This is a genomic window from Halovivax sp., assembly GCA_007119345.1.
Classification (GTDB): Archaea; Halobacteriota; Halobacteria; order Halobacteriales; family Natrialbaceae; genus Halovivax.
In genome coordinates this window covers 1-3,454 of sequence record SKPV01000110.1, presented here as the reverse complement: position 1 = coordinate 3,454, position 3,454 = coordinate 1, and the positions used below count along the sequence as shown (strand labels likewise).

The following is a 3,454-nucleotide window of genomic DNA, read 5'->3' as shown; positions in this document are numbered from 1 at the left end:
GACCACGACGACAGCACCTACGATCACGTCATCGTGCGCGTCGAGACCGACGCGGGCGTGACCGGGACGGGCGAGATCGCCCCGGCGGCGTACTGGCCCCACGGACTGACCCAGTCGGCCTGTCTGACCCTCGTCGAAGACCACCTTGCGCCGCTGGTCGAGGGCCGAAACCTGAACCGAATCCCCCGAATCGTCGAGGACGCCGAGCGGGCGCTGGCCGGCGAACCGTTCCCGCTGTACGGGATCGATCTCGCCCTCCACGACGCGCTGGGAAAGGCCCGAGAGCTACCGGTCTACGATCTGCTGGGCGGACCCGATGGCGATCCGACGATCGATCTGCACTACTCGATCGGGATCAAAGACGCCGAGTCGATGGGCGCGGACGCCGCGAGCGCGGCCGAAAACGGGTTCGACGCGTTCAAGGTCAAAGTCGGTGGCGACGATCCCAAGGCCGAGCGTGCGGGGCTGCGTGCGATCCGGGAGACCGTTCCCGACGCCCGGATTCGGGTGGACGCGAATCAGGCGTGGACCGCCGAGGAGGCCGTTCGGGAGATCCGGGCGCTCTCGGAGGCCGCCGGCGGACTGGTACTCGTCGAACAGCCCGTTGCCTACGACGACATCGTCGGGCTTCGGCGGGTGCGCGAGGCGGTCGAACCCGCGATTCTCGCCGACGAGTCGTGTTTCTCGCCGCGGGACGCCGCCGACATCGCCCGCCGGAACGCCGCCGACATTCTGAACATCAAGCTGGCGAAGACGGGCGGCCTCGCTCGCGGGCGAGACGTGGCGACGGTGGCGGACGCTCACGGGTTGACCTGCTTCGTGGGGAGCATGGTCGAACTCGGCGTGGGGATGGCCGCGAGCGCGCACTTCGCGGCGGGGACGCCGACGGTCACCTACCCGACCGGCGTATTGAACTCCCACGCCGAACACACGCTGCTGAAAAACGCCGACGAGTGGGTTCCGGACGGCGGGACGTTCACGGTGCCGGATCGTCCCGGTCTCGGCGTCGTCGTCGACGAGGACGCTCTCGAACGGTACCGAGCGGGGTGACGGGAGGCGAGCGGGAAAACGGCGTCGAACCGCCGCTGCGTTTATGTTCTCCGGGTTCGACGGGCGTCACGTGATCCGTCACACGCCGAAGAAGACACGGGCGACCATCGTCGGTCGGTGGGGGTGACCCCGTGGAACCATCCCCGGACCGTCGCGCGCGGCAACTCGCCGACCGTGCGGAAACGCGTCCGGAAGCGGTGACGGTGGCGGTCGTTCTCGACCTGCTCGGACACCGTGACCCCGCCGTGCTGCGTCCAACGATTTCGGCACTCGATGCGGTGGTCTCGGTCCGTCCGGCGGAGTTCGTCCCCGCGATTCCGGGGTTGATCGACGTCGTTCGCCGGCCGGACGATCCGTGCCGGGAGGGGGCGTTGACGACGCTCACCCGATTCGCCGTCCACGTCCCTGAGGAAGTCGCCCCCTACGCCGACGTGCTCGCTGCGGCGACCGAAGGGACCGACCCTCGCGAACGGACGGCGGCGATGGGGTGTCTCGCGGCGATCGCACCGGCCGATCCGGGAGCGCTGATCGAGGTCGACGCCGTTCCGATCTTCGTCGGAGCGATCACCGACAGCGCGGCGGTTCGGCGGGGGGCGCTGCTCGCGCTGGGGGCCATCGCCGAGAGCGATCCCGACGTGGTCGCCCCGCACGCTCCGCTTCTCGTCGCGGTGTTCGACCCGGACGAACGACCGCCCGCGGAACGGAACGATCGGGCCCACGCCGCCACGGCGCTCGGACGAATCGCGGGGGTGGACCCGGATGCGGTCCTCCCCGCCGTCGAACCGGCGGTCGAGGCGCTCGACTCGACGTCAGGACCGATCCGAACGAACGCGACCGCCATGATGGCCGACCTCGCCGACCGACGGCCAGCGGAGATCCAGCCGTACACCGATCGGTTCGCCAGCCTGCTCTCGGACGATCACGCCGGGACGAGATCGAACGCGACATCGGCGCTGGCCCGGATCGCGGCGACGTTTCCGGAGACGGTCAGTCCCGCGATCCCGGCGTTGCGCGAGTGCTTATCAGACGAGCGTTCGAAGGCCCGCGAGAACGCCTGTCTGGCGCTCGGATACTGTGCCGAGTCGACCGTTGCTGACGACCTGCGCGTGATGCGGGATCGGGATCCCGATCCCGGCGTCCGTGAGCGGGCGGCGTGGGCGCTCGCTCGAATCGAGTGATCGATCCCACGACAAATGCCGCTGTCGCAAAAGCCTTGCTATCAGAATACATACCGTGCCGCAATGCCGACTTGTCAGAACTGCGGATCCTTCGTCACGAAGCAGTACGCGAAGGTGTTCACCCCGAACGACGTCGAGGAGCCGCGAGTGTGTCCGTACTGTGAGGACAAGAAGCGTTCGGGGGCGGAGGTGCGGGAGGCGCGGTCGAAGCGGCGCGGGAAGTGAGCGACTGGGGTGGAGGGTGAGTCGGTGGGACGTGGGTGGTGCGGGGGTGAAACGGTCATCCAACGATCCGAACGGTCCGTTCGGTTCCGCACTCCGAACACGCCCGCGTCAGCGTTGACGGTGGTTCCTGGGTCCGCGTCAGGAGAACGACGACCGTCCACTCGGTCCCACACGCCTCACAGACGACCTCGAGGTGATGGGGGCGTTTGAGCGAGGTCACGACCGAGATAGTCGGTCCATCGACGTAGGTGTTGTCCCGGCCGGTCGCGCTACTCGACGATCCCGGAGACCACGGAAACGAACCCCCGCTGTCGTACGGCGGCGTCGACGCCAGCGGCGGCGAGCAGTTCGGCGACCTCGTCCGGCCCATGGAGCGTCGAGTCCATGCCGACCGCGCGCTCGCCGAGGGCGACCAGCCGGCCACGAACGGTCCCCGGATCGAAGTCGACGACGGCGACGACACCACCGGGTTTGACGACGCGGGCCAGTTCCGCGAGGGCGGCACCGGGTTCGGGCAGGTGGTGAAGCGCGTCGACGCAGATCGCGGCGTCGACGGCGTCGTCGCTCACCGGCAGGGTTCCGGCATCTCCCAGAACGGCCGGGCCGTCGACCCGAGCGAGCATCCCCCTGGAGACGTCGACGACGACGGTTTCCGCGTCGATCGCTCGAGCGACCCGACCGGACCCGCCGGCCACGTCCAGGACGGTCCGAACCTCGCGTTCGCTCGGATCGAACGCCGCCCGCATCGTCTCCGGATCCGGATCGGGATGTACCAGATCGTACAGCGGCGCGACGCGATCGAAGAAGCCGACATCACCGGGACCCCACATGGCCGATCGTTCGAGGACGACCGACCTAACGGTTGTGGGGCGATCGGATGGTCATCGACGGTCGAGCCGCCCCTCGATCCACCGGACCGCCTCGGGAACGGTAGTGACGGTTTCATCACTGGGTACGGAGACTGCGGCGTCGGGTTCGTCACCGTCGACCGCGACGATCGG

The 3,454-nt window shown here is 68.8% G+C and carries 4 protein-coding genes; 3 read left to right on the top strand and 1 reads right to left on the bottom strand.

The genetic code is table 11. The features are described 5' to 3' along the window. From QZT59_RS07460 to QZT59_RS07450, 3 genes are all read left to right on the top strand, one after another. A partial coding sequence (locus tag QZT59_RS07460) for a mandelate racemase/muconate lactonizing enzyme family protein (RefSeq protein ID WP_290813618.1) occupies positions 1 to 1,050 on the top strand: 1,050 nt, incomplete at its 5' end. A 131-nt stretch (positions 1,051 to 1,181) separates the two neighbouring features. Beyond that, entirely contained in the window at positions 1,182 to 2,228 is a 1,047-nt protein-coding gene (locus QZT59_RS07455) for a HEAT repeat domain-containing protein (RefSeq protein ID WP_290813615.1), read from the top strand. A gap of 63 nt (positions 2,229 to 2,291) precedes the next feature. Beyond that, on the top strand, positions 2,292 to 2,453 hold the full coding sequence (locus tag QZT59_RS07450) for a hypothetical protein (protein ID WP_290813612.1): 162 nt from the start codon (positions 2,292 to 2,294) through the stop codon (positions 2,451 to 2,453). A gap of 269 nt (positions 2,454 to 2,722) precedes the next feature. On the opposite strand, the gene QZT59_RS07445 is transcribed toward QZT59_RS07450, so the two are convergent. Next, entirely contained in the window at positions 2,723 to 3,283 is a 561-nt protein-coding gene (locus QZT59_RS07445; RefSeq protein ID WP_290813609.1) for a class I SAM-dependent methyltransferase, read from the bottom strand. Between the last annotated feature and the right edge of the window lie 171 nt (positions 3,284 to 3,454).

What these genes read in the sequence shown, in the direction of transcription:
- QZT59_RS07450 (WP_290813612.1), top strand. Translation starts at nt 2,292, where the DNA reads ATGCCGACTTGTCAGAACTGCGGATCCTTCGTCACGAAGCAGTACGCG.
- QZT59_RS07445 (WP_290813609.1), bottom strand. Translation starts at nt 3,283, where the DNA reads ATGTGGGGTCCCGGTGATGTCGGCTTCTTCGATCGCGTCGCGCCGCTG.